The 26671-nt window shown below is 33.5% G+C and carries 25 protein-coding genes, 13 tRNA genes and 1 rRNA gene; 8 read left to right on the top strand and 31 right to left on the bottom strand.

The genetic code is table 11. The features are described 5' to 3' along the window. Positions 1–225: 225 nt before the first annotated feature. A complete protein-coding gene (locus tag FS935_RS10980; RefSeq protein WP_240050890.1) occupies positions 226–606 on the bottom strand; it encodes a DUF2500 domain-containing protein in 381 nt (126 codons plus the stop codon). Positions 607–676: 70 nt separating this feature from the next. Next, positions 677–2482, bottom strand: coding sequence for an ABC transporter substrate-binding protein (locus FS935_RS10985; RefSeq protein WP_158638596.1), 1806 nt, complete (start codon positions 2480–2482; stop codon positions 677–679). Positions 2483–2583: 101 nt separating this feature from the next. On the opposite strand from FS935_RS10985, the gene FS935_RS10990 reads away from it, so the two are divergent. Continuing rightward, positions 2584–3837: an MDR family MFS transporter gene (locus FS935_RS10990; protein WP_146948508.1), complete on the top strand. Its 1254-nt coding sequence runs from the start codon at positions 2584–2586 to the stop codon at positions 3835–3837. A gap of 98 nt (positions 3838–3935) precedes the next feature. Here the strand turns inward: FS935_RS10990 and FS935_RS10995 are convergent, their stop codons facing one another. Then, the gene (locus tag FS935_RS10995) at positions 3936–4478 is read right to left on the bottom strand and encodes a hypothetical protein (RefSeq protein WP_146948510.1); all 543 of its coding nucleotides are present in this window, start codon (positions 4476–4478) and stop codon (positions 3936–3938) included. Positions 4479–4690: 212 nt separating this feature from the next. On the opposite strand from FS935_RS10995, the gene FS935_RS11000 reads away from it, so the two are divergent. Further along, entirely contained in the window at positions 4691–5155 is a 465-nt protein-coding gene (locus FS935_RS11000) for a YndM family protein (protein WP_146948512.1), read from the top strand. 517 nt (positions 5156–5672) lie between these two features. On the opposite strand, the gene FS935_RS11005 is transcribed toward FS935_RS11000, so the two are convergent. The 3 genes from FS935_RS11005 to copZ all read right to left on the bottom strand — a co-directional run bounded on the left by FS935_RS11005 (position 5673) and on the right by copZ (position 9236). Continuing rightward, on the bottom strand, positions 5673–6524 hold the full coding sequence (locus tag FS935_RS11005; RefSeq protein ID WP_146948514.1) for a DUF8832 domain-containing protein: 852 nt from the start codon (positions 6522–6524) through the stop codon (positions 5673–5675). Between the two features lie 16 nt (positions 6525–6540). Then, complete coding sequence (locus FS935_RS11010) at positions 6541–8958, bottom strand: heavy metal translocating P-type ATPase (protein WP_146948516.1); 2418 nt, start codon at positions 8956–8958, stop codon at positions 6541–6543. A 74-nt stretch (positions 8959–9032) separates the two neighbouring features. Next, a complete protein-coding gene (gene copZ / locus FS935_RS11015; RefSeq protein WP_146948518.1) occupies positions 9033–9236 on the bottom strand; it encodes a copper chaperone CopZ in 204 nt (67 codons plus the stop codon). A gap of 590 nt (positions 9237–9826) precedes the next feature. Between copZ and FS935_RS23430 the strand changes: the two genes are divergently transcribed. After that, positions 9827–10015: a hypothetical protein gene (locus tag FS935_RS23430; RefSeq protein WP_158638597.1), complete on the top strand. Its 189-nt coding sequence runs from the start codon at positions 9827–9829 to the stop codon at positions 10013–10015. A 62-nt stretch (positions 10016–10077) separates the two neighbouring features. Here the strand turns inward: FS935_RS23430 and FS935_RS11020 are convergent, their stop codons facing one another. The 18 genes from FS935_RS11020 to rrf form a co-directional block, all read right to left on the bottom strand. Further along, positions 10078–10551 carry a hypothetical protein gene (locus FS935_RS11020; protein WP_146948520.1) on the bottom strand — a complete coding sequence of 158 codons (474 nt, stop codon included), beginning with the start codon at positions 10549–10551 and terminating at the stop codon, positions 10078–10080. A 102-nt stretch (positions 10552–10653) separates the two neighbouring features. Beyond that, positions 10654–11928 (bottom strand): DUF2254 domain-containing protein, encoded by a 1275-nt coding sequence (locus tag FS935_RS11025; RefSeq protein ID WP_158638598.1) that lies wholly within the window; start codon positions 11926–11928, stop codon positions 10654–10656. 333 nt (positions 11929–12261) lie between these two features. Then, entirely contained in the window at positions 12262–12576 is a 315-nt protein-coding gene (locus FS935_RS11030) for an iron-sulfur cluster biosynthesis family protein (RefSeq protein ID WP_146948524.1), read from the bottom strand. A 124-nt stretch (positions 12577–12700) separates the two neighbouring features. Then, positions 12701–12889: a YbxH family protein gene (locus tag FS935_RS11035; RefSeq protein ID WP_146948526.1), complete on the bottom strand. Its 189-nt coding sequence runs from the start codon at positions 12887–12889 to the stop codon at positions 12701–12703. A 165-nt stretch (positions 12890–13054) separates the two neighbouring features. Next, positions 13055–13128: transfer RNA gene (locus tag FS935_RS11040), tRNA-Arg, on the bottom strand. A 38-nt stretch (positions 13129–13166) separates the two neighbouring features. Then, a tRNA-Asn gene (locus FS935_RS11045) sits at positions 13167–13241 on the bottom strand. Between the two features lie 13 nt (positions 13242–13254). Then, a tRNA-Ile gene (locus tag FS935_RS11050) sits at positions 13255–13334 on the bottom strand. Between the two features lie 12 nt (positions 13335–13346). Further along, positions 13347–13420 (bottom strand) — tRNA-Gly (locus FS935_RS11055). Between the two features lie 7 nt (positions 13421–13427). Then, positions 13428–13501: transfer RNA gene (locus FS935_RS11060), tRNA-Cys, on the bottom strand. A gap of 180 nt (positions 13502–13681) precedes the next feature. Further along, positions 13682–13755 (bottom strand) — tRNA-Trp (locus tag FS935_RS11065). Positions 13756–13870: 115 nt separating this feature from the next. Further along, positions 13871–13954, bottom strand: a tRNA-Tyr gene (locus FS935_RS11070). 50 nt (positions 13955–14004) lie between these two features. After that, positions 14005–14081: transfer RNA gene (locus tag FS935_RS11075), tRNA-Met, on the bottom strand. Between the two features lie 88 nt (positions 14082–14169). After that, positions 14170–14262: transfer RNA gene (locus tag FS935_RS11080), tRNA-Ser, on the bottom strand. Positions 14263–14271: 9 nt separating this feature from the next. Beyond that, a tRNA-Ile gene (locus tag FS935_RS11085) sits at positions 14272–14345 on the bottom strand. A 19-nt stretch (positions 14346–14364) separates the two neighbouring features. Continuing rightward, a tRNA-Met gene (locus tag FS935_RS11090) sits at positions 14365–14438 on the bottom strand. Positions 14439–14478: 40 nt separating this feature from the next. Further along, positions 14479–14554, bottom strand: a tRNA-Ala gene (locus FS935_RS11095). 93 nt (positions 14555–14647) lie between these two features. Continuing rightward, positions 14648–14723, bottom strand: a tRNA-Val gene (locus FS935_RS11100). Between the two features lie 46 nt (positions 14724–14769). After that, positions 14770–14884 (bottom strand): 5S ribosomal RNA (gene rrf, locus FS935_RS11105). A 505-nt stretch (positions 14885–15389) separates the two neighbouring features. Between rrf and FS935_RS11110 the strand changes: the two genes are divergently transcribed. From FS935_RS11110 to FS935_RS11125, 4 genes are all read left to right on the top strand, one after another. Further along, positions 15390–15653: a DUF1292 domain-containing protein gene (locus FS935_RS11110; RefSeq protein WP_239589373.1), complete on the top strand. Its 264-nt coding sequence runs from the start codon at positions 15390–15392 to the stop codon at positions 15651–15653. A gap of 19 nt (positions 15654–15672) precedes the next feature. Continuing rightward, a complete protein-coding gene (locus FS935_RS11115; protein WP_146948528.1) occupies positions 15673–16059 on the top strand; it encodes a hypothetical protein in 387 nt (128 codons plus the stop codon). Positions 16060–16077: 18 nt separating this feature from the next. Beyond that, complete coding sequence (locus FS935_RS11120) at positions 16078–17343, top strand: erythromycin esterase family protein (protein WP_146948530.1); 1266 nt, start codon at positions 16078–16080, stop codon at positions 17341–17343. A gap of 117 nt (positions 17344–17460) precedes the next feature. Then, positions 17461–17655 carry a hypothetical protein gene (locus tag FS935_RS11125; RefSeq protein ID WP_146948532.1) on the top strand — a complete coding sequence of 65 codons (195 nt, stop codon included), beginning with the start codon at positions 17461–17463 and terminating at the stop codon, positions 17653–17655. A 195-nt stretch (positions 17656–17850) separates the two neighbouring features. Here the strand turns inward: FS935_RS11125 and FS935_RS11130 are convergent, their stop codons facing one another. From FS935_RS11130 to FS935_RS11145, 4 genes are all read right to left on the bottom strand, one after another. Next, complete coding sequence (locus FS935_RS11130) at positions 17851–18582, bottom strand: ABC transporter permease (RefSeq protein WP_146948534.1); 732 nt, start codon at positions 18580–18582, stop codon at positions 17851–17853. Then, positions 18575–19495 carry an ABC transporter ATP-binding protein gene (locus tag FS935_RS11135; RefSeq protein WP_146948535.1) on the bottom strand — a complete coding sequence of 307 codons (921 nt, stop codon included), beginning with the start codon at positions 19493–19495 and terminating at the stop codon, positions 18575–18577. Before FS935_RS11135 ends, FS935_RS11130 begins: the two co-directional genes overlap by 8 nt. A 77-nt stretch (positions 19496–19572) precedes the next feature. Next, entirely contained in the window at positions 19573–20598 is a 1026-nt protein-coding gene (locus FS935_RS11140; RefSeq protein WP_146948537.1) for a sensor histidine kinase, read from the bottom strand. Continuing rightward, on the bottom strand, positions 20585–21304 hold the full coding sequence (locus FS935_RS11145; RefSeq protein WP_146948539.1) for a response regulator transcription factor: 720 nt from the start codon (positions 21302–21304) through the stop codon (positions 20585–20587). Before FS935_RS11145 ends, FS935_RS11140 begins: the two co-directional genes overlap by 14 nt. Before the next feature lie 276 nt (positions 21305–21580). Between FS935_RS11145 and FS935_RS11150 the strand changes: the two genes are divergently transcribed. Further along, entirely contained in the window at positions 21581–22531 is a 951-nt protein-coding gene (locus FS935_RS11150; protein ID WP_146948541.1) for a 3'-5' exonuclease, read from the top strand. 34 nt (positions 22532–22565) lie between these two features. On the opposite strand, the gene FS935_RS11155 is transcribed toward FS935_RS11150, so the two are convergent. From FS935_RS11155 to FS935_RS11165, 3 genes are all read right to left on the bottom strand, one after another. Further along, a complete protein-coding gene (locus tag FS935_RS11155) occupies positions 22566–23621 on the bottom strand; it encodes a hypothetical protein (RefSeq protein WP_146948543.1) in 1056 nt (351 codons plus the stop codon). 391 nt (positions 23622–24012) lie between these two features. After that, the gene (locus FS935_RS11160; protein WP_146948545.1) at positions 24013–25308 is read right to left on the bottom strand and encodes an aminotransferase family protein; all 1296 of its coding nucleotides are present in this window, start codon (positions 25306–25308) and stop codon (positions 24013–24015) included. 49 nt (positions 25309–25357) lie between these two features. Beyond that, positions 25358–26656, bottom strand: a complete 1299-nt coding sequence (locus tag FS935_RS11165) for a peptidase (RefSeq protein ID WP_146948547.1) — start codon at positions 26654–26656, stop codon at positions 25358–25360. Positions 26657–26671 lie beyond the last annotated feature (15 nt).

A 26671-nucleotide genomic window follows, 5' to 3' on the forward strand; every position in this document is an offset into this window, starting at 1 on the left:
CTCAGCTATGAATGTTTTATTCGATAGATAATTAAAGCAATGATATTCGCAAATAAAAATAATAGGTTTCCTCTTTTGCTTTGGACTTTGCTTCCTCTTCTTTTAAAGTACTAGAAGACGATATTGCATAGGCAATATGATTAGTAAAATAAGTATAAAAACGGCAATAATAATTAATAGAACTTAAGAGCATTTCTTATTACCACTCAACTGTCATTTATTATATTAACTCTCTTTATTTACTTTACGATCAAATGCTCCGTACCTTGTTCCCTGGAAAGTCAAAACACCTATATCACCCTCTGCTAACTGTCCATATTCCTTACCTGAAACCTTAAATTCACTACGATCACCACTTGAAAACTCAAAGGTTACATAGTAAGAAGTATGTGAGTGATGATCCTGACCACCTGATCTTACTGAAGTACGCTTCGTTTTTATTTCTGCCGGAACAGATAGTTTTGGGGATTGCTCATTTTTATTGTACGTACTTATTCCTTTAGCTATATTAATAATAAAAAAACTGATAACAATAATAAAAATAATTCCAATAAATATTGGGCCGATTTGAAACATCAAATCACCCATAAAAAAAGGTTCTTCCACAACCAAATCCCTCCAAATTCTTTATCTATATGTTTATCTACGATTAAAGTGTATTAAAAGTTCCATTAAGTTATGGAATGTAGATGGAGTAACTCGCATCTGCTTGCTTTTCAATATCAATTTTTGGTTTTACCCAAAGATGACGAAAATCTGGCATTCCATATCCTGAAACTGTAATTCCATTTAAAGCTTTGTGGTAATTTTGTTCTTCTAAGGTATGATAAGTTTGGACAAGGACCGCTACTTCTTTTAGCCATTTCTCAATAAAATAAAATCGATCAACCCTATTTTTTATCTCTTTCTCCAGCAATACCATCTTCAATTTCTCATCAATTTCAAGTCGAAATTCAGTACTAAGAGCTCTACGAAGTATACTGTGTTCACTTGAATATAGCATATACAAACTTAATTCTTCATTTTCTTCAAATGTTTCTCCTGTATAGATCAAATCATAGCAATCAAACCGATCGTTTTGATAGATGTCTGTAGAATTTATTGTTGATATATCTATATTCAAACCTATCTGATCACATCGTTTCTTCAGCCAATTCATGTCCTCTATAGCTTCTCTAAAATCAAACGTAGCAAGCTTTAATACTTCACCTTTGTACATACTCGATTGTAGTAGCTGTTTCGCTCTAGTTAATGAAGTTTCTAAACAATGTTCTTGACTACTTCTTTCATAAATAAAACTATAAGCAGGCATTCTTCTTGGGAAGCCTAAATCTTCAACAAGCTCTTTTGAATCGATAAGCTGCTGAAATGCTAAGCGAACACACTGATCTTGGTGTGGACCTTGCTTCTTCATATTAAACATAAAGAAAAAACTACCAAGCTCTTGAAATGTTTTTATGTTATGTTCGGAAAGATTAACAGGTTCTTTTTGTTTTTTATTTTCGAGGTTTAAGGACATTGGCACATGCCAAATCTCAATCGTGTCGAGAAATGCTCTTCCTAGAAAATAGTAAGGAAATACTTCAAGCACTAGAAGATGATCATCATGTTTTGCTACTTTATAAGGTCCAGTGCCAATAGGTTTCGCTGGATTTACTACACAATCATGAGGAAGTATTGATGAAAAAAAGCTGCTCATGATATCTAAAAACATGTAATTTACTTCTTCTAGAACAAATTTAACTGTAATTTCATCGATAATCTCTACACTTTTTATACCGCTAAATAAAGTATGATAGGGAATTTCTTTGTTATTTAAGATTCGTTGAATTGTATATTGTACATCTTTAGCCTCTACTAATCGACCATGATGAAATAGTACACCTTTACGCAAGTAAAAAGTCCACTCTTTTCCACCTTTTGTTTCATCCCAAGCAAGTGCGATTCCTGGAGAATAAGATTTACTGTTTTTATCATAGCGAATAAGTGTATCAAATATATGATAAGCAATATGTGCTTCATGAACAATTCCAATAAAAGCTGGATCTAGTGTGTGTATTTTCGTTTCCTGAGGTATTTTAAGTGTGTCTTTTCTACCACTGGAAAGTGTTATAGATTGCAGTCCAAATTCACTTTGAATTCCACTAAGAAGGGTATCTTTTATAGATTGAGAAAACTTTGTTTCCATTATATATCTGTATGCCTCTTCAAAGCTCTTCTCTTTTAACAGACGTTTTACATTTAACGAAGCTGCATCATTTAGAGGTAAGTGAAAAATAAGTGCGGATTTCCTTCCTCTTCCTTTTTGTGGGATCCAGTTCAAATAACCATTCTCATTCATCTTGTTGATTAAATGGTTCGTGTTTCTCATTGTGCATGAAAGACAATCAGAAATAGCAGCTGTAGTCGTTTCGATTATTTCTTCCTCTTCAGTATCCATAAACGCCAACCGCAAATTAATGTAATGCTCAATAACGTTCATTGCTGCCTCCCTAAAATACGAAATTTCCATAATCTGATTTACGGTTTTTCTTCTTTTTTTATTTATTATAATAAAAGTATCAGAAAGAAGGTAGAAAACAAATGAGATTTCGTGATTTACATCAAACGATAAAAATTAGAATTATGACAGATTTTTTTACTGATATCACTCAAATGTCTATTCTGCCATTTATGGCAATCTATTTTAGTAGTCATGTGGGAGCAGGCTTAGCTGGGATATTGTTAATGATGAATATAATCATTTCAATAATTGTAGGGCTGTACTCTGGTTATTTATCAGATCGCATAGGACGTAAGAAAATGCTTGTCATTGCACAAATAATACAAGTTTTTGCTTTAACTGTAATGACTATCGTAAACTCACCATTGATTACTTCAGTATGGATAACATATTTGATGTTTATTTTTAGTAATGTGAGTTCTAGTTTAATAGGTCCTGCAGCAAGTGCAATGATTATTGATGTTAGTTCTGAAAAAGAACGTCCTTATATTTATGGACTTGGTTATTGGACTGGAAACATTGCAATAGCACTTGGAGCAACACTGGGCGGATTACTTTTTGAGGAGCATAAGTTTCTATTATTTTTGATGTTTTTAATTGTAAGTATTGCAACATTGATTATCATTGTATTTTTTATAAAAGAATCATTAACAGAGGCTGATATTGATCATCACGAACAGCCAATAAAGCTCGGAATTTTTAAAAACTATCTAAATGTATTAAGAGACCGAAGCTTTATGTTATTTGTATTTGCAACAGTATGCATTATGTCACTTGAATTCCAGCTTGATAAATATGTAGCCGTAAGATTAAAAGAACAATTTCATACTGACTTTTTCTCATTTGAAATAACCGGGGTCAAAATGTTTAGTATTATTATGTTAATAAATACTGTAATAATTGTTCTTGCAACACTCCAACTTTCAAAGTGGCTTGGAAAATTTAATGCAAAAGCTGTTCTAACATTGGGGCTTGCTATTTACTCTGTTAGTTTTACAACATTCGCATATAGTAACTCATTTCTATTATTAATAGTAGCTGCACTATTATTTACATTAGGTGAGTTAATGTATTCTCCTATTAGACAAACAATCTTAGCCGGAATTGTTAACGAGAAATCACGTGCTTCTTATATGGCAGTTGATAATTTATCTTATAATGTGGCCATGTTAATCGGAAGTTTTGGCTTGACATTAGGTGCATGGCTTCCATCAAGTGTGATGAGCATCATTTATTTGGGGTTAGGTATAAGCGGACTTATTTGTTATCGAAAAGCAATAGATCTAAAGCAGAAAGCAACAAATTCACAGCACGAACTCATACAAGTAAATTAATTATTTAGGAACTATGTGTTGAATATGACAATTCAAAAGAAATATCATAGTACAAACTTAGGCCCCAGATTTTAAATCCGGGGCCTAAGTAGGTCTAATTATATACTCACATGCTCTTTTTCTAAATATCTAATAATACGTTGAATATTCTCAGAGTTTTTTCCATAGTCAACTAATGTAGTTGGAACAAGTGGTCTACTCTGAATAGATACTCGCGTAGAATTAGCACCTACTTCTTCTACTACAACCTCAATAATATCTCCCCAGGTTTTCCAACTGATTCCGGTCTTTATTATAAGCAACCCTTTTTGTTGGTTTTCATACGAAATCCTTGCACCATTTAAAACAGAACCTACTTTTTTACATACTTTAAAGGCCTCATGACCAGGTAGCTGCACCTCTATCGACCCTTTTTTATGTACCCCACTACTCTTTCCTTCTCCAATTGACTTGTTAGACTGGTAATCTAAAATTGTCAAAATTAATGACATAAACAAACCAAAAACAAGCCCTATTATAATATATAAAGAGGCACTTGGTTCAGAATTATTAAATATCAATGCTTGTATATACATGAAGAAGCCAAAAGGAATGGAAGTAAATATGAAAATTTTGATGAATGTTTTTATGATTGTGTTCATGAATGTTTAAAACTCTCCTTAAACTTATATAGAATTTCAGTAACATTTTACCATATTATTTCTTACTAAAGATTATTTTTATAATAATGCTTTATCAAAAAATATAACAAATCCCATAGAACAATCGAAACCCTTTTATCCTATTTTAAAATTTATAAAATATGTATGACTTTCCCTACTTTAATTAAAACTAACAAAAGGAGGTTTTTCATTTGAAGCATTCGACCATTTTAATAATCAAATTTATAACTTGTGTCATAGCGTTTGGACTTGGACTTGATTTATTTTTTGAAGCAACAATTATTGATATTTTATCATTTAGCTTATTTGTTACCGTTACATCGTACATTGTTGGAGAGTTAATTATTTTACCTCAATTGGGTAGACGAGCTGCTGCAGTTGTTGATTTTTTATTAACTTACTTAAGTGTGTGGATATTCGGCAGCATTTTATTTGAAAGCTATTTGCAGATTGCATGGGGAAGTATTATTTCAGCAGTCATTGTAACAGGTGCAGAAATTTTTATTCATTTGTTAGTTGGAGAACGTGGACCAGCTGCTCAATATTTTGAAAAACGTGGACCTGTGGTTAAACCAAGCCTTGCATATGAATTTGCTGAAGAGGAAAATCTTTCTGATCTAGCTAAAAGAGCACAGAAAAAATTAGAAGAAGAATAAATGTATACCACCCCTCTTTTTTAAAGGCTCTTTTCTAAAAAATTGTTGCTACGTAACCAAAATATCCATTAGAATCAATTTGTTTTTGCATAGGCTCTGTTAAACTTTGTTGTTGATTTCCGTTACAGGCATTCGCTTTCCGCGGGCGGTCCGGGAGCCTCCTCGGCGCAAGCGCCTGTGGGGTCTCCCTTTGACACGCTTCTCCCGCAGGAGTCTCATGCCTTTCACTCCAATCAACAATGTGCTAAAAATCAACAGTAACCTTTAACATTGCCTTTGCATATAAGGATACCATTTTATGAAGAAAAGATGCCACTAGACTTAATATTGTGCTGATTTCTTCGGGTATGTAAAAGCAACAAAGTTTGCGAAAATAGCCTTTTTAAACTAGTTAAAAAAAATTTTCGCTTTAGAAAAAGTACTGGTTATTTATAGTCATGTAAATCGGCATTTGTTACGTAAAACATCTCAAAAGAAGAAGGAATCCATCAAAAACAGTGGATTCCTTTTTTGTCTTTTATTTCACTTCAACTACAAAAGGGTATGCAGTTACCTCTCCATTAACCTGGAATTCTGCCCAAATTTTATAAATACCAGCATGTGGAAATTCAGTTTCAAATACTGTTTCCTGTTCATTTGGTGGGTGCACATGTAAATACTCTTCCGCTTTTTCATCTAATATGACCACATGTCCCATCGCCCCTAAATATGGCTCTAGTTCAGCACCGTGAACATCAAACGTTAATGTTACTGGTTCACCGACTACTAAATTCGTAGTTGTAAGTGTTACACTATTTTCATTAATTACTTTTTCTAGGTTTTTATCAACCTCTAATGAAGCATGATTATGTTCAACTGTTGAGGGATTCCCTACTTCAAATGGTACGGGATTCACATTATAAGCTAAATTCTCTGACTTTATATCTACAAACGCTTTATAATTTCCCTCATTTAATTGACTTTTCACTTTAAACTGGCCAGCTCCCATTTCTTCTGGGTGTAAATGGTAATATTGATCTAAGTGTTCATCAACAACTATAAGATGCATTACTTTTTCATGATTAATTTCTAAATCATTAAGAGGATTACCTGACAAATCTTTTAAAGTAATAATAATATCTTCATTTGCTTCTTGTACTTGAACATTTATTTGATTTTCTTCCTTATTATGTTCATGTTGTTCATCAGACTCTTTACTTGAAGCATTACCATGTGTTCCATGATCTTCAGTCGCACTATTTTCTGATTCTTTGTGCTCTTCTTTATGCATTTGTTTACTTTCTACATTTACAGCATAAGAATCATATACAATATAGGCAAATATCACAATGATTAAATAGGTAACAGCTGATAATATCCATTTTTTCATATCATTTTATTCCTTTCTATAGTTTTACTCTCTGTAATCGTAATGCATTTAAGACAACAGATACAGAACTAAATGCCATTGCGGCTCCTGCTAACCAAGGTGCAAGAAAGCCTAATGCAGCTATTGGGATTCCCAGTGTGTTATAAGCAAATGCCCAAAATAAGTTTTGTTTAATATTTCGAATTGTTTTTTTACTCATATAAATAGCATCAGCAATACTGTTTAAATCACCGCGCATTAACGTAATGTCTGCTGCTTCCATCGCTACGTCTGTACCAGTTCCAATTGCCATACCGATATCAGCAGTTGCAAGTGCTGGTGCATCATTAATTCCATCCCCGACCATCGCTACAATCTTTCCTTGTTTTTGTAACTTCTTCACTTCTTCGGCTTTACCTTCTGGTAAAACCTCTGCTACAACTTGGGTAATTCCCGCTTCTTTAGCTATTGCTTCTGCTGTTAATTTATTGTCACCAGTAATCATAACCACTTCAAGACCCATTTCCTTTAAACGTCTAACGGCTGCTTTTGAAGTTATTTTTATTGTATCTGCAACCGCAACTAAGCCTGCATACTTATTATTGATTGCAATAAGCATTGCTGTTTTGCCATTTGCCTCAAGCTGTTCCATTGTTGCTTGAGCACCCTCGATCATTACACCGTATTTATTCATTAGCTTTCTTGTACCAGCTAGAACAACTTGACCTCCCACCTTAGCTTGAATACCATAGCCAGGTATTGCCTCAAACTCTTCCACTTCCACAAGTTCAATATTCTTTTCTTTTATCCCAGCAACTATTGCTTGTGCTAATGGATGTTCTGATTGCTTTTCAGCTGTACCTACTAATGTTAAAAACTCTTTTTCATTTATATCTTTTTCAATTAATACATCTGTTAAAACCGGCTCACCATTTGTAACAGTTCCTGTTTTATCTAATAATATTGTTGTTAATCGATGTGTGCGCTCTAGATGCTCTCCACCTTTAAAAAGAATGCCAAATTCAGCAGCTCTTCCTGAACCAGCCATAATAGATGTAGGTGTCGCAAGACCTAATGCACATGGACATGCAATAACTAAAACTGCGATTAATTTTTCTAATGCTTCAGCAAAATCACCAGGAGCCACAATAAAGAACCATACTAAAAATGTGATAAATGCAATTCCAACAACAATAGGTACAAAAATACCTGAAATTTGATCAGCTAAACGTTGAATTGGCGCCTTTGATCCTTGTGCCTCTTCTACCACCTTAATTATTTGTGATAAGGCTGTGTCCCGCCCTACCTTTGTTGCTTTAACCTTCAAAAATCCATTCTTATTAATTGTTGCTCCAATAATTGAATCTCCCACTGTTTTATCAACAGGTACACTCTCACCAGTTAACATTGATTCGTCTAACGCTGAACGGCCATCAATAATAACTCCATCAACCGGAACTTTTTCACCTGGTTTTACATAAACAATATCCCCAACTAATACATCCTCAAGAGCTACTTCAATCTCAACACCATTTCTCTCAACAACTGCTGTTTTCGCTTGAAGCCCCATCAGTTTTTTTATAGCTTCTGAAGAACGTCCTTTTGCTCTAACTTCAAATAACTTGCCTAAAATGATTAATGTAATTAAAACTGCACTTGTTTCATAGTAAAGCTCTACCATGTGTGCATTGCTACCAATAGAAATAATTGATAAATATAAACTATAGAAATACGCTGCAGAAGTTCCCAAAGCAACGAGAACATCCATATTTGCACTTTTATTTCTTAACGCTTTATAAGCTCCTACATAAAATTGTTTTCCTACAACAAACTGGACTGGTGTAGCTAACGCTAATTGGACCCAAGGATTCATAAACATATCAGGCAGATAAATAAATGATGTGAAGCTAAAGTGGCTAACCATTGCCCATAGTAATGGGAAGGATAAAATAAGTGAAAAGATAAATTTACCTTTTTGTGTTTCTAATTCCTTCTCTTTAAGATCTGCAATATCTTCTTTTTGCTCACCTTTTTGGTTTGCTTGATAACCAAGCTTTTCAACTTTTTGGATCATTTGTGATACATTTGTTTGAGCAGGATCGTACTCTACTGTAGCACTTTCTAATGCTAAGTTTACCGATGCTATCAAAACACCATCAAGCTTGTTTAATCCTTTTTCAATTCTTGTTGAGCAAGCCGCACATGTCATACCAATAATGTTCAACTCAACTTTTTCCTCTATTACCTCATATCCTAAATTCCTTATCTTCTTTTTCATTGCATCTATATTCGCTACAGTTGGATCATATTTAATAGATGTTTTCTCAAGAGCAAAATTTACTGTTGCTTCTTGTACTCCTTCAACCTTATTAAGTCCTTTTTCAATCCTCACAGCGCATGACGCACAAGTCATTCCTGCAATAGGTAGTGTAGCTTCTTTTATTGTTTGTGCCATTGTAAAACCCTCCTTATACCTATTAGAGGTATATAACTTCATATTAATATTTTCACACACGTACGTAATTCATACTACTTAACATCATAGCCTTGTTCTTCAATTACATCCATTATTTCAACTGATGAAACAGTATTGTTATCATATTCTACATTTACTTTACCTTCACTTAAAATAACCTCTACATTAATTACTCCAGTTAATTTTCCTACACTGTCTTTAATTGACTTAACACAGTGACCACAAGACATTCCATTTACATTAAATATTTTCTTCATTTTTTATTCTCTCCTTTGAAGTGCATTTTTTGATTAGTTCATTTACTTATGAGTACCATTTTTATGCGGTTGAAACTGATGTGTTATTTACATTTATAATGTTTCCTTAAATCTAATATACTATACCCCCCTAACCTATGTAAAGTGTTTTGAAGAAATATTATCCAATTTTTTCTATTGACTAAATTGAGCAAACAAAATAATAACTATAGATAATTGCAAAATGTAAATAGAAAGAAAAGCAGCTAGCAAAAATATTACTTCAAACTACATAACAACCTCTGAATATACTAAACAAAATGTACAGGAGATTATGATTCTGCTAAACATTGTAAAATGATATTTAACTCAAAAAAAGATATCTCAGGAATCACTCACCTTTTGGATATCTCTTTCTTCTTTCTATTTACGTTGTTTTCTTAAATCCAAAACAAATGGTATTATATGAATGATCAAAGAGTGTAGCATCTTTCATTAATAATGCTTGTTGCAAGTAATTAATTGCTAAGATTGTATAAAGAATTTAATTTTTTACCTTCTATACATTTTCAACCTTTCCCATTATTAATATTATGTAAGGAGTGTTATAGTTGAAGTTTATCATCAAATATGAGAAATTTTTCTATTTTGGGATTGTTTTATTAATGATTCTTACTAGTCTAACCTTAAAAAGTCCTGAAATTAAAAATACTTTAAGTGCTATTTTCTTTTCTCTAGTTTTTATTATCAGGATAGCAGTTTATAAATACTCGAAAAAAGAAAAGCGTGACCTAGATTGAGTTCTGACTAAGGCAAATGTATTCATGTAAGGTGCTTCGCAGCAGTCATTGATTTATCTAATTTAACCTACTTCTCTATCGTCAATATAACGATCCTTAACATATTGAAAATAGTATAAAAGAAGTGATTTGATTATAAACAGTAATGATAAATTAAGTCTTTTTAACCTAACCAAAGATCCTAACCCTAACTTTTGAAAAACATTCATTAAATAATAGGTGAAAAATGAATCGATCAATATATTAAATAAAATAAATTCCTTGAATTTTCCATAAGTTAATTTTAATATCCACAATGACCCAACAAAGAATGGACCAATAATTAACGGAGTGTCTCTACTTAATTTTGGATGAAGTTCCTCGTAAAACCACCACCATTTTCGTTTCTTGGCAATATAGCATTCAAATTTCACAACTATAGAAATAAATAAACTTGCTGGCAGAAATCTTTTGAATGCTGTTTTTCCGAAGAAAACTAACGAAAACCACGGAACTATCATCATTAATGTTAGTATTAATTTAGGATACTTATACATCACAAAATTCCTCCCATTCAGGATTAATATCTCCATAAGAGAGAAATATTATGAAATATATTATACTTTTCTAAAATTGACCTTAAGTAAATAAGTTCGTTATTATTTTTGATTCACTAAACGTTTCTTTCTGTCTTTCAATGATCTTTGATCTAATTCAGGGAATGAATGAATATCTGCTTTTTCAAGAATATATTCACTAAATTGAACTGTTTTTTCGATAATCTCTTTTGTATTAGACGTTGATATTTCCAATAAAGCATCAAAGATTGCTTCTAAAATCGAGATATCCTTTTGTCCATAATGACAAATTTGGTAAAAGCATGACCTGAGCACTTCTTCAAAAGGTCTTTGAGGTATTGAGAGTACAACTATATTATCTTTATAATAAGCTAGGTAATTAGCATCAAGGCTACTAACTTTTTTTAAACATAAACCTAAATTTCGTATACAATCAATCGCAGTGTTAGGATCATTTATTCCCGGAGAAATAGCCCTTAAAGCAACCTCCGTTAATTTTTGCAAGCCAAAATCTATATCTTGCATTGTAGTTCGTTCATTTCCAAGTGTGATTTCTTCTAACTCTTTATTATCAGCTACTCCGTTGTGATGAATTGTCATAACTAATTTATCAGGCGGTAAGAAACTTCCTATTGGATGATGAATTTCTATGAAATAATCTTCTTCACATGCTTGTTTGTATAGCTTTTCTTCATCAATTAATTGAATATAACCAAAATCGTTATTTGTTATCTCGATTTCCTTTGAGAATTTATACGCACTAGGAGTGCTTGTTACTAATATGACATGATCACTTTTCTCTACTTTACTAATTTTATTATGTATTGATTTAAGTACATCGTTTGAAAGTTGCTCAATTAATTTACTTACTCTAACTGAAGAAGCTACATGATGAATAAAATAAGCAAATACCCCAACACATACAGAAGCAATAATAACACTAATCGTTACTGCTAAAACATAACTTTCTGACTCTTGTTTCATAAATAGCAAGGAGAAAATAGAATAAACAAATCCTCCAATAAATATTCCTAATACTCGCATTGTTACCATATCACGAATAAAATTTTGAAGAGTTCTTGGAGAAAATTGAGAAGAATATGTTGTCAAAACAACCATTATTGTTGAAAATGTAATGGTTGTCATTGTTAACAGAGATCCGGCAATTGTTGATAATATTGTCTGAGCAAGGTCTCGATCAATTGTAAGAAAAGCTTTTATAATTTTAGTATCATTCAGATTTATGAACTGATCTAAAAAAGCTACAAATACGGCTAAGAAAAATGAACCTATAGAAAAAATAGTTGGCAAAAGCCACACTCTACTTTTTATAAATAAGAAAAGTTTATTAAACACAGGTTTCCTCCAAAAAACATATTTAGTGTTTGAATAATACCCTGTTATAGAATTATTAAACAGTAGCTATGTTAAATATTAATGTTAATTTTCAGCACTTTGTTGATTGGAGTGAATATATGAGTCTCCTACGGGATAAGGTTTCAACTGGAAAGCCACAGTTGCGTAGCTTACGATGGTGCTCCCGGACCTAGTAAGAATTGTTATTGCATGTAACGGAAATCAAAAACAAGATTTAACAACGCCTAAAAATAATAGTAAAAAGCAGACGAAAATCCTGAGAATCGTCTGCTAAATGAGCATTATATAATCCTTGACATTAATTTATTTTTTTCACTTATTTTCTTTTAGTTGGAGATTATATTTATACGTTTCTTGATCAGAAGATATTTTGTATCCTAATTGTGGACTATAATCTAAAAATATATTCTCATCAAGATACTTTTGGCTTTTCTTTGATATAACAACTGGTATATCTTCAACCATAAAAATATCGTCATCATCTTGTTTTATATCAACTAGAAGACTATGTTCAGCATAAATTGTGCAGCTACCTACAAAAGTTGCTTCTATCCTAATCCCTTCATTTTCCTGAAATTCCCTACCTCTTAATTGATTTATTGCTTCTGGTTTTATGACTATATTCATCTGTAACACACTCCCTTAATTTTTATATACCTTAAATAGGTAAAATTAAATCATATTTTTAGGATTTTATTTGTGTACAGTTAGATACAACACTTATCACAGTTAAATATAACGGTCTCTCTTATTATTTATTTTTTTCAAAATATTGATCAATTATTTCCTCGATCTGATCATGTTCAGGAAATTCACCATTAAAAACAAACTTTATTTCTTCAATAAATTTACCCTTTTCATAAACATGGATCGCACCATTTTGATGAATAACACTAAATTCAGGTTCAAAACGATAGCCATTTCTTTCAACTGCTCCCACCTTAAATCAACTCCTATAAATACAGAACTTGATATTATTATGTCCTATGTACAATCATTCTATTTCTCTATTGTGAATAATGCTATGTTATTAATAATTAGGTAGAGAACTTGAAAATTAGTACTAAAAAAGTGTACTCAATTAATGGAGTACACTTTTTTAGTACGCGCCTTAGAGGATTCGAACCTCTGACCGACGGCTTAGAAGGCCGTTGCTCTATCCTGCTGAGCTAAAGGCGCAAAATTAACTTTTAGTTTTTTTAGCATTATTGAATAAATGGCTCCGCAGGTAGACTCGAACCTACGACCGATCGGTTAACAGCCGAGTAGCTCTACCACTGAGCTACTGCGGAAAAATATGTAAGGTGATCCTAAATGGACTCGAATCATCGACCTCACACTTATCAGGCGTGCGCTGTGCGCTCTAACCAGCTCGCTATAGGTCCAATTGTTGTCTTTGGAGCGGGTGAAGGGAATCGAACCCTCATCATCAGCTTGGAAGGCTGAGGTTTTACCACTAAACTACACCCGCATTTTTTTGGAGGCACCACCCGGATTTGAACCGGGGATAAAGGTTTTGCAGACCTCTGCCTTACCACTTGGCTATGATGCCTTATGTTTTGGCTGGGCTAGCTGAATTTGAACCAACGCATGTCGCTGTCAAAGTAAGATGCCTTACCGCTTGGCTTATAGCCCTATGATTGTGCTTCGACGTAATTATGGAGCGACTGATGGGAATCAAACCCACGAATGTCAGAACCACAATCGCCATTTTAAAAGTGGGTATATTTTTTGGCAGGGGCAGTAGGAATCGAACCCACACCAAAGGTTTTGGAGACCTCTATTCTACCGTTAAACTATGCCCCTAAAACAAATAATAAATGTTATTTCTTATGGTGAAGACCAGCATGTTCTTTGTTATTTTTGCTTCGCAGTGCAATTAAACCATATTGTTTGTTATTTTCGCTTCGCGAAAAAACATTGGTGGAGGGGGGCAGATTCGAACTGCCGAACCCTAAGGAGCGGATTTACAGTCCGCCGCGTTTAGCCACTTCGCTACCCCTCCATATTTTGTTTTGTGCAATAATGGCTTCCCGGACGGGATAACAAGAAAGTTGGTTGCGGGGACAGGATTTGAACCTGCGACCTTCGGGTTATGAGCCCGACGAGCTACCGAACTGCTCCACCCCGCGATAATAAAAAAACTCTGTTAATAGGTCCTGTAATATACAGTATATAAACCATTATATATTTCGTGACCACTTTTATGAACGTTTTTTATGGAGGAGGAAGGGGGATTCGAACCCCCGCGGGTTTTGACACCCCTGTCGGTTTTCAAGACCGATCCCTTCAGCCGGACTTGGGTATTCCTCCGTAAATTAATGGACCCTGTAGGACTCGAACCTACGACCGGACGGTTATGAGCCGTCTGCTCTAACCAACTGAGCTAAGGGTCCAATAGTCATTTACCTTGTATAGCGGCGGAGGGAGTCGAACCCACGACCTCACGGGTATGAACCGTACGCTCTAGCCAGCTGAGCTACACCGCCAAATGTTAAAAACTCTTAAGTCTTGATTATTATTATTATCTGGTGGAGCCTAGCGGGATCGAACCGCTGACCTCCTGCGTGCAAGGCAGGCGCTCTCCCAGCTGAGCTAAGGCCCCATATGTTCATTTAGTTTTGCTTCGCCGAGTAAAGGTTTGTTATTTTTGCTGCGCGAGTTTAAGGTTCGTTATTTTCGCTGCGCGAAAAAACGTTGGTGGAGGATGACGGGATCGAACCGCCGACCCTCTGCTTGTAAGGCAGATGCTCTCCCAGCTGAGCTAATCCTCCATTAAATCAATATTATATAAGATCGTATAAATATGTTCATGAAATAGTCTGTCAACGTCCTACTCTCACAGGAGGAACCCTCCAACTACTATCGACACTGAAGCGCTTTACTTCCGTGTTCGGCATGAAAACGAGTGTAGCCTCTTCGCATTATTACTAGACACGTATATTTAGTGACAAATAATATTATAATTTTTTCTTAGAATAAATCAAGCATTTCTCCGAAAAAAATCTCTTTGAAAGCGTATAGTTTTTTCATTGATAAACTATATCTTAACACCTCTTCATTTTTAATAAAAGTCCTTTTAAAATGGTTGTTAAACTATGATGTTGATTTATTAAGGCTCTTTTAAACTTTGTTGTTTTTAGAATCATAATAAAACAGAACTATATAAAGTTTAGTGGCATCTTTTCTCCTACAAATGCGATAACACCCCGGTTACAATCGGTAATGACGTCTATAAGCAACAATCTTTCAGAAATGACTTTTTAAAAGCCCTTCAATTTCCTTTTATAAGCTTATTAAGCATCTTTATATGATTTTCTTGATTCATTTAATTTCCCCTTTTAAAGACAGCTCCTTAAAACTTTTTACTCCATTTAATAATACAATAATTAAAATACCTTCAGTAGGGAAAAATACAATTAAATTAGGAGGTTGATAACATGATAAACGATCAAGAAAGAGATTTTATAGTAGTAGAAGATGAACAAGGCCATGAAAAACAATATATTGTCGAGGCTTTATTTGATATAGAAGATGAAACCTTTGCTCTACTTCAAGAAAGTGAAGATCATACAAATACAATTATCATGCAAGTTGAAGATGAACAAGACGGACAATATCTTGTAAATATAGATGACCACAAAAAGAAAAATATGATTCTAGATGCATATGAAATCGCCGTTCATGCTAATCCAGCTGATTGAGTAAGGTGTAGGAGGATTCATGAAAAACAATGTAAATAAAGTGATTGACGTAATAGATGAAAACCTAAAAAAACAAATAGAGAATGAAATAAAAGGAATGACTTTTACTAAAAATTTCAGATCACCCACTGCTGAAGAGTGGTATGTGTTTTTACCAAGCTATAAAGATCCTTTAACAGGTGGTGCGCCTGGGAAAGCTATTATTCATTACAACCTTTTTGATACAAAACATATCTTTATTAATACAACAATTATATTTGATGATCCAGAACTACATAAAAGTAAACTATATCATCTTGTTTACTCTATTTCTGATGAAATCATAAATAGACTTGTTGGATATGCTGATACGCTTTTATCGGTTCATTCTGGTGAAAACTCATACAATGCTCAGTATAAACAATAAATATGTTAGGAGATAATCATGAATCAACAACTAATTCAATCTATAAAAGATTATGCTATACCGTTAAGAACAGCTAATGATTATGATTTTCTATTAAATACAGTCAACGAACAAAGTCTAGTATTACTAGGGGAATCATCACATGGAACATCAGAATACTACAAAGAAAGAGCCGAGATTTCAAAAAAACTAATTACTGAAAAAGGCTTCACGTTTTTAGCAGTAGAAGGTGACTGGCCAGCATGTCAAAAAGTAAACAGATATATAAAAGGCTTTAACGATAAGTTCAAAGATGCTCGTGAAGTATTAAAATCATTTAATCGCTGGCCTACTTGGATGTGGGCAAATGAAGAAATGATCGAACTCATTGAGTGGTTGAAAGAGCATAATATGAAGCAGCCAAAAGAAAAACAAGTTGGATTTTACGGTATAGATATATACTCACTCTGGGAGTCAATGGATGAAATTATTTCTTACTTAGAAAAAACAAATTCTTCCCTTGTCGAAGAAGCAAAACAAACCTTTTCATGCTTCGATCCCTTTAACCGCAAACCTGAGAAATATGGTATTTCAGCAGCTTTTTATTCTGAAGGATGCCATGAAGAGGTAACAAAACTTTTAACAGAAATTTCTTTAAATAAGCATACTTTTAAAGATAATGAAGAAAGCAGTTTAAACATAGAAATTAATGCACTTATTACATCAAACGCTGAAAATTACTATCGAACAATGGTGCTAGACGATAACCAATCCTGGAATATTCGTGATCAACATATGGTAGAAGTAATTCACAAAATAGAACAATTTCATGGTGAAAAAGCAAAAGGAATTGTTTGGGAACATAATACTCATGTTGGAGATGCACGTGCGACAGATATGGCAAATCAAGGTGTTGTGAATGTTGGCCAGCTACTTCGTGAACAAAAAGGCAATAATAAGGTGTTAATTGTTGGTTTCGGTACTCATCGAGGGACAGTAATAGCAGCTGATCAATGGGGAGTTAATCTTGAAAACATGATTACTCCTCCCGCTCAGGAAGGCAGCTGGGAAGATGCTATGCATAAAGCAGGTCCATCCAATAAACTACTGTTGTTTACTCAAGAAAATCGAAATCTTTTCAGCCAGCCAATTGGGCACAGGGCAATTGGGGTTGTCTATAATCCTCAATATGAACAATATGGAAACTATGTACCATCTGTCATGTCAGACCGTTATGACGCATTTGTTTACATCAATAATTCAAAATCTCTTCAACCATTAGATGTTAAGGAGGTCTTTTTATAAAATAAAATATACCATTCTACTCCCAAAATTTTTAAAAGTAAAGTCTAGAAATAAAATCTCACCTTGTTATAATGCTTAATAGGATATATAACACTAAAAGCTAAAAGGTGGGCACTTATGGGAAACACATGTAGGTATGTTGTGAATGCTGTTGGAAAATGTGGAGAAACATACTATACTCAAATTGATTCTAAAAGAGAATTACAAAATTGGATAGAAGATCATAAAGAAAAGCTAATACTGGATGAATTGAAAGTTGTGGATCGTAAAGTACCACCGTTTGTAAATTGGCTGCTACGTGTTAGAGGATAATAAAGATTTTGTGATAGGATATAAGTATTTAAATTATAGATAAACCCGAATTTTTAGGTGATCGTTCAATTAATCTTTCGCCTATTTGTTCGGGTCTTTATTTGCTGTGTTTAATAGAATTTTTGGTTTTGTTGCTATTAAATGAATGATTTGATTAGACTAACAATAGACTGCGACAAGGCAAACAATTTAAACTTATACATCAACTCTTCTAAAATAGACAAATGAGCTAATAAATCCTACGAGAGAAGTAAGCGTAATTATGATATATGAAACAGCCGGATCATATGTCGGTAGAAGAGTATGATTAGAAATATCTCCTGCAGCTGCCCACGGAAATAACCCTCTATGCTCTGAACTTCCGCCCATTACATTTAACATTGTGATCACAATTGTAAAAATAATTGTTGGTACATAACTTTTTGATACTAAAGTGACAAATATAATCGGTGATGAGAGGACAAACAACAAGCCAGCACCGATACTAAATTGTTTAATTGACTGCAAGAGCAATTCAGAGTTTAAACCTTTAAATTGGAAAATCAACCCTAGAACTACCGCTAAGCTCCATGCTACAAATGTTAACAAACAAATCCATAAAAACAACATGGTAATTTTACTTATCAAAAAGCTAGAACGAGATACTGGAATTGTTAAAAGATTTTTTAGCGTATCCTCTGTATACTCTCTGGTTATAAGATAAGCTGTTACAACACCATATAATGGTACGCCTAGTACCAATACAGTATACAAGTTGGTTTGATAAAACAACTCATCAAATGCTACAATTACATTTGCTTTTGTTTGCATGTGTATATAGGAGGCAACAACAACCATAAATGGCGCTACTGCAGCACCAATAATACTTATTAAAAACATCCTTGATCTTTTTAGCTTTAATACTTCTGTCACTAATAAATTAACCAATTGTGCCACCTCCAACTAACTTTGTGAAATATTCTTCTAGTCGATCTTCACTCATTGTTAATCTTGTAACTTCTATCTGTTGCTCGATTAGCATTTTATTTAAATTGCCTTGCATCCCTATATGTGAATAAATGCGGATAATTCCATCATCATGTACTTCATAATCTGTTATATCAAAATGTTTTTCAAGAAGCATCGTTGCTTTATTTTCATCGTTTACTTGAAATTCAAGGTATTTACGATTTCTTTTTCTAAGCTGATCAAAAGAAATCTCTTCAAGGAGCTTACCTTCATGAATAATTCCCAACTGATCAACTAACTGCTCAACTTCTGATAAAATATGACTAGAAATAAAGATGGTCATATTCCTCTCCATTGCTAATGTTTTAATAAGCTTACGCATTTCCTTAATACCAATTGGATCTAAGCCATTTGTTGGTTCATCTAAGATTAATAGTTCAGGATAATGCAAGAGTGCCCTTGCAATGCCTAATCTTTGTTTCATTCCTAAAGAATAATTGCCAACTAGCTTTTTCGGTTCCTTGTGTAGGCTGACAATTTCTAAGGCTTCTTCTATCGCATTCTTTTTATGAACACCCATAATTTTTGTATTAATTAGTAAATTCTCTTTTGCTGTCAGATTTTCATAAAAACCTGGCACCTCAACAATTGATCCAATTCTGCGTAATATTTGTTTCTTATTATTTTCTAATTTTTCTCCAAAAAGCTCAATCTCCCCTAATGAAGGCTTTATTAATCCAAGAAGCATACGAATGGTTGTTGTTTTTCCAGCTCCATTTCGCCCAAGAAATCCATAAATATCTCCCTTTTTAACTGTTAAATTGAGGCAATCAACAGATTTTTGTTTACCATATTTCTTAGTTAAATCCATTGTTTTTATAATTGTTTCCATACCAATCACCTGCTTTCTATTAGCTTATGATCTTAGTATAAGCAGGAGTTTTTAACTGCCCTTTAACTAATTCTTAACTATTTCTTAATTGTATAACTTTCACTCTTAGGTAGTGCTATAGTAAAGCTCGTTAAAAAGAATGGCGTGCTTTTCACCCATATCCTCCCGTTATTTTTTTCAGTTAAGCTCTTTGCAATCGCAAGTCCTAAACCACTTCCACCAGATGAAAGATTTCTTGAAGAATCAACACGGTACATTTTTTCAAATACATGTTCCAAGTCTTCTTTTGATAAGCCTGGACCTTTATCCCATACTGTCAACTGATATTCACAATCAACATCAAAAAGTGTCACCCCTAACACTTTTCCTTGCTGTCCATATTGAATAGCGTTTTTAATGAGATTTTCTAAAATTCTTACAACACTAAATTGATCTGCTGTAATAGTACATGCAGAATCAGGAATTTCTACTTCTATCTTTATTCCTAGATTTTTTAGTTGCGGAAGAAACTCAATCAATATTTCTCTAGTTATTTCTGCAAAATCTACTTGTTCGAAATTCATCGGTAATTCATCAGCATCTAATTTTGCTAAATTAAATAACTCCTCGATTAAACACTTTAATTGAATTGACTTTTTTGAAACGATTTCTATGTATTCTTCCTTTTCTGTTTGTGTTGTCGCAATATCATCCTTAATTGCGTCAATATAACCGATAATAGATGTAAGAGGAGTACGAATATCATGAGATATACTTGATAAAAGACTCTTCCTTGCCGCTTCAGATTTGATTTTATCAGAATGAAGATTCTCCAATTGTTCTATAAGCTCATTTAATGAAAAAATTATATCGTTAACAAGATGATCATCGTTTGCTAATAGTCTGGTATGGAAATGACCCTTTTTAGCTCGCGTTAATTCTACATTCAATTCACTTAATCTTTTTCGGAATTTCAAATGGTTATTCAGTAGCGTGACTGAAATAACATTTACGATTAAAAATAGTAAAATGGAGTATGCTTTAACATCTTTAAACATAATAAAAAGGACCGTCATTACGATCCACTGAAAGCTTAGCAATATTGTTACTTTATCGAACTTCATCTTTTTCACCTACAAACTTATAACCTATACCCCAGACTGTTTGAATATATTTAGGATTTGATGGATCATCCTCAATTTTTTTACGGAGTTTACGAATATGGACCATAACCGTATTATCATCTTCTATATAATTGTTATCCCATACCTGACGGAACAGTTGTGATTTTGTAAAAACCTGTTCTGGATGAGTCATAAATAGTCTTAGTAAATCCAGTTCTTTTGCAGTTAAGGATATTTCCTGATTATTAACAAAAACTGTATACTTCTTCAAATCAATCGACAGTCCTTTAAAATGTACAATGCCAGAAGCTTCCTGTTTAGTCAATTCACTCCCTAGAACTAGAAATCTCCTCATTAACGCTTTTATTCTTGCGACAACCTCATTTATACTAAATGGCTTTGTAATATAATCATCAGCTCCAATAGTTAGCCCAATAATTTTATCAATTTCATCATCTTTAGCCGTTAACATTAGTATAGGTACATTCGAGCTACTTCTAATTTCTTGACATACTTGGATACCATCAATTTTAGGCATCATCACATCTAAAATCAGCAAATTGTATGTAGCTCGATTAAATAATGTTAGAGCTTCTTCCCCATTACAAGCAACATCAACATGGTAAAATTCCCTCTCAAGATAAGCCTTCAGTAAATCTCTAATTTCTTTTTCATCATCAGCAATAAGCACACGTATATTAGACATCTCTCCACCTGTTTCTACTAACTTATAATATCTACTACCCTTTTATTTTACCGTAATTTGTCAATAAATTAAGAGCTTAAGTATTCGACAAATTTCGATACTTGTATTAATCTCATCGTCTAAATTAATATTTTAAAGCATATGATAGCTTGCAGTATTGATGAATATCGACCAAATTATTCTGCTGCTAAAGTCAGATTCCGCTGAAATTTACAATAATTAGTACTTCCACTCTATAAATATCCCTTTTATAATGACTGAATGGAGGTGAAGCGGATGGCAGGTATTAAATATTTTGTGTTTTTCGATTTTGAAATGTTATGTTCTGATAAAGGAATGCCATATGAAAAAATGGAAGCCATTCGTTTAGGTGCAGTAAAATATGATCTTGAAACAAAGAAAATAGATTTCTTCGATCAATTTATTAAACCAAAAAATTCAGATCCTCTTTCCGAGTTTTGCAAAACGTTAACAGGTATCCAAGATGAACAATTAGCTAATGCACATGATTTCAAGAGTGTGTTTGAAGATTTTGTAGAATGGATTGGCGGAGTAAAAAAAGCTCGATATTTTTCTTGGTCTACAAGTGATTTATCAAGATTGAAATTTGACTCAATTTATCATGAAATTCCTCCACGAACGATAAGAAAAATTGAAAATAACTATATAGACTTCCAAGCTACGTTTAAAAAGAGAGTAGCAAAAAGGAATGTAAGTGTTGAAGATGCTTTATCACTTTATTCTTTACCATTTATCGGCGAAGCTCACAACCCGATGTATGATGCGTATAACACGCTACGTATTTATTTAGCATTCTTAAATCAACCAATTGAATCAGACATAATTATGCTAAAACAGTTTATCTTTAATGATGAAAATGATCTTAGTTTATATAACTTAAAAGACATTAATTTCTATCTAGCACAGCAATTGGTGAAAGATTCTTCTGTCTTAAATGAGCAATTAAGAGATTTATATCGACTGAAAGATGTAAAAAAATTAGTAAAGCCTTTAAAACGAATGGCTGAAAAATATCAAAATATCGTTGTGAATCGAAGCGGATTGTTTACTGAAGAAAATATAGCTAGTGCGGAGATTATTATTACTTTATATGACGAAATTCTTTTTCATTATGAAGAACACTTACTGTATCAATCTAAAATTGTGATGTTCCATGATCATCTCCTAAAACCACTTAATAAGATGATAGAAGAATCAACACTATAATTAGAAAAAAGAAGGCTGGGAACAAAAGCAGCCTTCATTTAATTTTTGCTGATAATGCATCATAAAATCCTTGTGGGTCATCAGGGCGAAGATGAACTTTTGTTACCTTTTTCTTAAAACCATACATGAATTTTGCTTCCATTGGCGCATATAGCTCAATTTCAAAAGCTGGTTTTTCTTTAGTTATATCAGGTAGAACACAATCAAAAACTTCTTTACTTTCTATTGAAGATAAAACTTCAGGTCCTTCATACGGAGTAACCGACTTGATGCATTCAAGTGGAACTGAGAGTCCCTTACCTAAACCTACTTGTAAATAAAGATGGGTTTTTGTTAGTACAATGGGATTCAAACGGACCGCTTGAATTTCCCCTATAAAATAAATCAAACCATAAATATTTAGAGCTAATGAAATATAAGCAATTATTTCATTCCAATTATGCAATAAAAAGTGTAAACCAACAGATTCAATAACAAGAGCATGTATGAGCATTATATATAAAGCGATCACACTTGTTTTTTGATGAAAAGTAAATATTTGCTGATCTTCTTTTGGTGTAACTCGTTTGGCTTTCCACGAAAATAAACTATAATAAAACATTGAAATTTCTGACGTTATAATATCTACTAAACGTGATGATGATTTTAAATGACTTGATAAAGATTGTGCTATTTGATTTTGAAAGAATGGTACATCAATTTTTTTCATATATCTTATGATCGAAGGTAAATTCTTCACCAATTTGAAAACAATATAAAATTCGACTAATAGAAATGCACCTTCACCAGCCAGAACTATATATTTTACAAATGAGTATGAAGACAAAAAACCATGAGGAATAATTAGTAAAGCTACACCATAGCCGGCAAATGCCAATGGAACCATATATTTTAATGAATACTTCTTTTTCATTAAGAAGAAATAAATAAGAAGTGGAATCACAAACATAAGATCTATTAATGAACCAAGAGCAACTTCACTTGGTAGCGGTTGCATAAATTCCAAACGATAAATAAGAAAATTAGAAATAACAATTAGTGCCACTAGAAAACCAACTAATAACAAGTTCTTTCTTCGTAAAGCAAACATGTAGAACTCCTCCTTGCTTAATCCATTTATATCTTAATTATACCTTAGGTTCGTTACTAATAATGGAAGGAGTATGGGAACTTTTTTACAAAATTATGTCTTTTTTATAAAGGATACTTTCCGTGAACTTTTTGCTTTAATTTATATAGGTAAAAATGCTGTTTATAAAAGGCTCTTTTCTGAAAGATTCTTTGCTAATTGACGTCTTTATCTGTTGTAACCAGTGTATTATCACATAAAAGGTGCAATTTGTAGAAGAAAAGATGCCACTAGACTTTATACAGAGTTATTTCCAGCATGATTCTAAAAGCAACAAAGTTTACGATAACAGCTCTATAAACATAAGTTATTCTTCTTCATCAATTTACTAGAAAGAAGCATTTACTAAAGCTTAGCAACAATCTCGAACCTCTGTAAATGTTTCATTAAGGATAGATAGAACACTCTGTATTTCATCTGAATTAATAATTAGTGGTGGCGCTAAAACAATAGTGTCCTGTCCATCAAACGTGACTGATCTACATATAAGTCCTTTTTGTTGTGCTTTTTCTACAATTAATGGTGATAATGAGCTATTACTTCCAGACTTACATTCGATGGCCACCATTAAACCTAACCCTCTTACCTCTGAAATATTGTTCTGGTTGGCTTTTAACTTTATTAATCCATCTAAAAGATGAGCGCCCATCCCTTTAGCGTTTTCTACAAGTTGTTCTTCCTCAATTAATTCAATGTTTTTCAAAGCAACTGCACATGCCATCGGGTGACCACTGTAGGTGTATCCATGTAATAAAGTTCCTGATGACTTCTCCTTAAACGTTTTAAACATATCTTCAGAAATTATAACACCACCGAGCTGAGCATAGCCGCTAGTAATTCCCTTCGCAAAGCACATCATATCAGGGACAACAGCATAATGGTTAATTGCAAACCAATCACCTGTTCTTCCAAAGCCTGTAATGACTTCGTCTGTAATAAATAAAATACCGTATTCTGTACAGATTTTCTTAATTTCTCTAAAATAATTTCCCTCAGCAATGTGGACTCCTCCGGCTCCTTGAACAGGTTCTGCAATAAATGCTGCAATGGTTTCAGGGCCTTCTTTTTCTATTAAATCTTTTAATGCTTCTGATTTTACAGAATCCACATGGAAGAAATCAGTTGCTAAAGAATTCGTGAAATCACGAAACGGCTTTAAACCAGTCGCACTTGTAGCACCTAAAGTAACCCCGTGATAGGACTTTGTTCTTGAAATAATTTTCTTTCTTTCTGGCTGCCCTTTAAGGATCCAATAATGTCGAGCAAGCTTATAGGCAGTATCATTTGCCTCAGAGCCTCCTGATGTAAAAAAGGTAGCTGTCAAATCTCCAGGTGATATTTCTGCAAGTTTAGCAGCCAGTCGTATGGCTGGTTCATGGCTGAAGGTAGCAAAACATGAGCTATAAGCAAGTTTCGTCATCTGTTGCTTTGCAACCTCCCCAAGCTCTAACCTTCCATGTCCAACATTCACATTCCATAATGATGACATACCATCTATCAATCTATTACCTTTAAAATCTTCAAGATAAATACCACTGCCTTTTTTAAAGATAAAGGTAGGTCCAGATGTTTGCTGCTGCTCAATCGATGATGTAGGATGTAAAAAATGCTTCTTATCTAACTCCTCAAGCTCACGAATATCATCCATTGTTTCATCACTCTTTCTCTAATATATTAAGTCATAAATCCCTTCGACATTAATCAACAAAAAGCGGGTCGTGACAGGCACCACACCATTCCACAACAGTTAAAGCAATAATTTCCGCTGCTTCAAACAGTTTATCTAATTCAATGTATTCATCTGGATGATGAGCTTTTTCTGTTTTTCCCGGACCAAAGACGATGGTTGGTGTTGCTGCGACATTTGTTAGTAAGCCACCGTCTGTTCCCCATGGAGATGCCTCAATTATGGCTTCTTCTCCTGTAACATCAATAACGCTACTTGATAAACATTTCATTAATTTATGATCTAAATCGATTGTTCCAGGAACCCATCTTGCCCCAAACCATTCTAATTCTACAGGATTATGGTCGAACCAGGAATTTTTCTCAGGTAGAGTTTTTAACCACTTGGTCATTTCGTTCTTAGCTTCTTCAATTGTTTCATCAGGAGAGACTCCCATTCTACCTTCTAATTTCACTAAATCAGCTACTGATGATGGCCAATCTCCACCTTCAATTTTTCCGACATTAATAGGAATTGGGATTGGAATATTTTTATAAAGATTATCTGTAATTCTATTATTTCTATGTTTCTCTAACTCTCCAATGTGTTTAACCACATTAAAGGCATTTTCAATCGCACTTACCCCCTCATAACGTGTACCACCATGTGCTGAACGACCATGAACTGATATTCTAAACCATATTGAGCCTTGTTGCTTCGGGAATATTTTCATATTTGTAGGCTCAGGAATAATAGCTGCATCAGCTACATATCCTCTTTCTATTGCAGCTAGTGTACCAAGCCCACCACTCTCTTCTTCTATAACACTTTGAAAAATAACGTCTCCCTTTAACTGAATACCTAGTTCACGTATAGCAGTAATTGCTAGTAATAATGCTACGTTTCCACCTTTCATGTCAGTTGATCCTCGACCATATAGCTTCCCCTCAACGACTTTTCCACTGAATGGATCATCTGCCCATTGACTAACATCTCCCGCTGGCACAACATCGATATGACCATTTAAAATGATAGACCTTCCTCCACCAGATCCTTTTAATATGCCAACAACATTCGGACTATCTTTAAATTCATTTCTATCACAAGCAAAAAAGGGATGTGTTTGCAATTGAATTCCATCTGGTTCCCATATATCTATTTCCATACCTATTTTTTTAATCGTTTCAATCACGATATCTTGAGCGGCTTTTTCATTTTTTTGAGTACTACTAGCTTGCACTAACTTTCTTAATAGGTTAATACCATCTTCACGATTACTTGATAGCCATTTGTGTATTTCTTCTTTTAAAAGTTTTCTTTGTTGATCCAATTGACTACACTCCTT

Source organism: Metabacillus litoralis (assembly GCF_007994985.1).
In the GTDB taxonomy this organism is placed as follows: domain Bacteria; phylum Bacillota; class Bacilli; order Bacillales; family Bacillaceae; genus Metabacillus; species Metabacillus litoralis.